The following is a 4,009-nucleotide window of genomic DNA, read 5'->3' as shown; positions in this document are numbered from 1 at the left end:
GGCCGGCCCGCCCCCAGGCCCCCCTCAGACCACATGAACGACTCTCGACTTACGAAAGAGGGCTTGACGACCAGTGCTTGACGTCAACTTCTTCGACGAGCTCCGCATCGGCCTGGCCACCGCCGACGACATCCGCCAGTGGTCGCACGGCGAGGTCAAGAAGCCGGAGACCATCAACTACCGCACCCTGAAGCCGGAAAAGGACGGGCTCTTCTGCGAGAAGATCTTCGGCCCCACCCGGGACTGGGAGTGCTACTGCGGTAAGTACAAGCGCGTCCGCTTCAAGGGCATCATCTGTGAGCGCTGCGGCGTCGAGGTGACCCGCGCCAAGGTGCGCCGTGAGCGGATGGGCCACATCGAGCTGGCCGCCCCGGTCACCCACATCTGGTACTTCAAGGGCGTGCCGTCCCGCCTGGGCTACCTGCTCGACCTGGCGCCGAAGGACCTCGAGAAGGTCATCTACTTCGCCGCCTACATGATCACCTGGGTCGACGACGAGCGCCGCCAGCGTGACCTGCCGTCCCTGGAGGCGCACGTCTCGGTCGAGCGCCAGCAGATCGAGAACCGCCGCGACTCCGACCTCGAGGCCCGCGCCAAGAAGGCCGAGACCGACCTGGCCGAGCTGGAGGCCGAGGGCGCCAAGGCCGACGTGCGCCGCAAGGTGCGCGAGGGCGCCGAGCGCGAGATGAAGCAGCTGCGCGACCGCGCGCAGCGCGAGCTCGACCGCCTCGACGAGGTGTGGGCCCGCTTCAAGAACCTCAAGGTCCAGGACCTCGAGGGCGACGAGCTGCTCTACCGCGAGCTGCGCGACCGCTTCGGCACCTACTTCTCCGGCTCGATGGGCGCGGCGGCCCTCAAGGACCGCCTCGAGACCTTCGACCTGGCGGAGGAGTCCGAGCGCCTGCGCGAGATCATCCGCACCGGCAAGGGCCAGAAGAAGACCCGTGCGCTCAAGCGCCTCAAGGTCGTCTCCGCGTTCCTGCAGACCACCAACAAGCCCAACGGCATGGTGCTGGACTGCGTCCCGGTCATCCCGCCGGACCTGCGTCCGATGGTGCAGCTGGACGGTGGCCGCTTCGCGACCTCCGACCTGAACGACCTGTACCGCCGCGTCATCAACCGCAACAACCGCCTGAAGCGGCTTCTCGACCTCGGCGCGCCCGAGATCATCGTGAACAACGAGAAGCGCATGCTCCAGGAGGCCGTCGACGCGCTGTTCGACAACGGCCGCCGCGGCCGTCCGGTCACCGGCCCGGGCAACCGCCCGCTGAAGTCCCTCAGCGACATGCTGAAGGGCAAGCAGGGTCGTTTCCGTCAGAACCTCCTCGGCAAGCGAGTCGACTACTCGGCCCGTTCGGTCATCGTCGTCGGCCCGCAGCTCAAGCTGCACCAGTGCGGTCTGCCGAAGGCCATGGCGCTGGAGCTCTTCAAGCCGTTCGTGATGAAGCGCCTGGTCGACCTGAACCACGCGCAGAACATCAAGTCGGCCAAGCGCATGGTCGAGCGCGCCCGTCCGGTCGTGTGGGACGTCCTCGAAGAGGTCATCGCCGAGCACCCGGTCCTGCTGAACCGTGCGCCCACCCTGCACCGCCTCGGCATCCAGGCCTTCGAGCCGCAGCTGGTCGAGGGCAAGGCCATCCAGATCCACCCGCTCGTCTGCACCGCGTTCAACGCGGACTTCGACGGTGACCAGATGGCCGTCCACCTGCCGCTCTCCGCGGAGGCGCAGGCCGAGGCCCGCATCCTGATGCTGTCCTCGAACAACATCCTGAAGCCGGCCGACGGTCGCCCCGTCACCATGCCGACCCAGGACATGGTGCTCGGTCTGTTCTTCCTGACCTCGGACCGCGACAACGTGAAGGGCGCCGGCCGCACCTTCTCGTCGACCGCCGAGGCGATCATGGCCTTCGACGCCCGCGACCTGGACGTCCAGGCCCCGATCGAGCTGCGCCTGCCGGCCGGCACCGTCCCGCCGCGCGGCTGGACCCCGCCGGTGGACGAGGAGGGCCAGTCCAGCTGGTTCGACGGCGAGCCGTTCCGCCTGAGCACCACCCTGGGCCGCGCGCTCTTCAACGAGCTGCTGCCCGAGGACTACCCGTTCGTCGACTACGAGGTGGGCAAGAAGCAGCTCTCCGCGATCGTCAACGACCTGGCGGAGCGCTACCCCAAGGTCGTCGTCGCGGCGACGCTGGACAACCTGAAGGCGGCCGGCTTCCACTGGTCGACCCGTTCGGGTGTCACCGTCTCGATCTCGGACGTCATCGTCCCGCCGAGCAAGCCCGCCATCCTGGAGGGCTACGAGGCCAAGGCCGAGAAGGTCCAGAAGCAGTACGAGCGCGGTCTGATCACCGACAACGAGCGCAAGCAGGAGCTCGTCGGCATCTGGACCCAGGCGACCAACGAGGTCGCGGACGCCATGTCCGCGAACTTCCCGAAGACGAACCCCATCTTCATGATGGTCGACTCGGGTGCTCGTGGAAACATGATGCAGATGCGTCAGATCGCCGGTATGCGTGGTCTGGTGTCGAACGCGAAGAACGAGACCATCGCGCGTCCGATCAAGGCCTCGTTCCGTGAGGGCCTGTCCGTGCTGGAGTACTTCATCTCCACCCACGGTGCCCGTAAGGGTCTGGCCGACACCGCCCTCCGTACCGCCGACTCCGGCTACCTCACCCGTCGTCTGGTCGACGTCTCCCAGGACGTCATCATTCGCGAGGAGGACTGCGGCACCGAGCGCGGCCTGAAGCTGGCGATCGGCTCCGTGGGCGCGGACGGCGTGCTGCGCAAGGCCGACGACGTCGAGACCAGCGTCTACGCCCGCATGCTGGCCGAGGACATCACGGTGGACGGCAAGCTCCTTGCCACCGCCAACACCGACCTCGGCGACGTCCTGATCGACGAGCTGATCCGCCACGGCATCGGCGAGGTCAAGACCCGCTCGATCCTGACCTGTGAGTCGGCCGTCGGCACCTGTGCCATGTGCTACGGGCGCTCGCTGGCCACCGGCAAGCTGGTCGACATCGGTGAGGCGGTCGGCATCATCGCCGCCCAGTCCATCGGTGAGCCCGGTACCCAGCTGACCATGCGTACCTTCCACACCGGTGGTGTGGCGGGTGACGACATCACCCAGGGTCTGCCGCGTGTCGTCGAGCTGTTCGAGGCCCGTACCCCGAAGGGTGTGGCCCCGATCTCGGAGGCCGCCGGCCGGGTCCGGATCGAGGACACCGAGAAGACCCGCAAGCTGGTCGTCACGCCGGACGACGGCAGCGACGAGATCGCCTACCCGGTCTCGAAGCGCGTGAAGCTGCTGGTCAGCGAGGGCGAGGCGGTCGAGGTCGGCCAGAAGCTGACCATGGGTGCCACCAACCCGCACGACGTCCTGCGCATCATGGGCCAGCGTGCCGTCCAGGTCCACCTGGTCGCCGAGGTCCAGAAGGTCTACAACTCGCAGGGTGTGTCGATCCACGACAAGCACATCGAGATCATCATCCGGCAGATGCTCCGCCGCGTGACGATCATCGAGTCGGGCGACGCCGAGCTGCTGCCCGGCGAGCTGGTCGAGCGCGGTCGCTTCGAGCAGGAGAACCGCCGCGTCGTCGCCGAGGGCGGTCACCCCGCCTCCGGCCGTCCGCAGCTGATGGGTATCACCAAGGCCTCGCTGGCCACCGAGTCCTGGCTGTCGGCCGCCTCCTTCCAGGAGACGACCCGGGTCCTCACCGACGCGGCGATCCACGCCAAGTCGGACCCGCTGCTGGGCCTCAAGGAGAACGTCATCCTGGGTAAGCTCATCCCGGCCGGTACGGGTCTGCCCCGCTACCGCAACATCCGGGTCGAGCCGACCGAGGAGGCCAAGGCCGCGATGTACTCGGCCGTCGGCTACGACGACTACGACCTGTCGCCCTTCGGCGCCGGCTCCGGCCAGGCGGTCCCGCTGGACGACTACGACTACGGCCCGTACACCGGCTGAGTCGCGCGTCACTGACCGCAGGGCGGCCACCCTTCACGGGGC

At 67.9% G+C, this 4,009-nt stretch carries 1 protein-coding gene; it reads left to right on the top strand.

All coding sequences use genetic code 11. The features are described 5' to 3' along the window. Positions 1-73: 73 nt before the first annotated feature. Entirely contained in the window at positions 74-3,967 is a 3,894-nt protein-coding gene (locus tag ACFU6K_RS33190; protein WP_380669401.1) for a DNA-directed RNA polymerase subunit beta', read from the top strand. Positions 3,968-4,009: the final 42 nt, after the last annotated feature.

Source organism: Kitasatospora sp. NPDC057512 (genome assembly GCF_042802135.1).
Classification (GTDB): domain Bacteria; phylum Actinomycetota; class Actinomycetes; order Streptomycetales; family Streptomycetaceae; genus Kitasatospora.
Note: the sequence above shows the minus strand (reverse complement) of the source record. Positions and strands in the feature narration are given on the sequence as shown.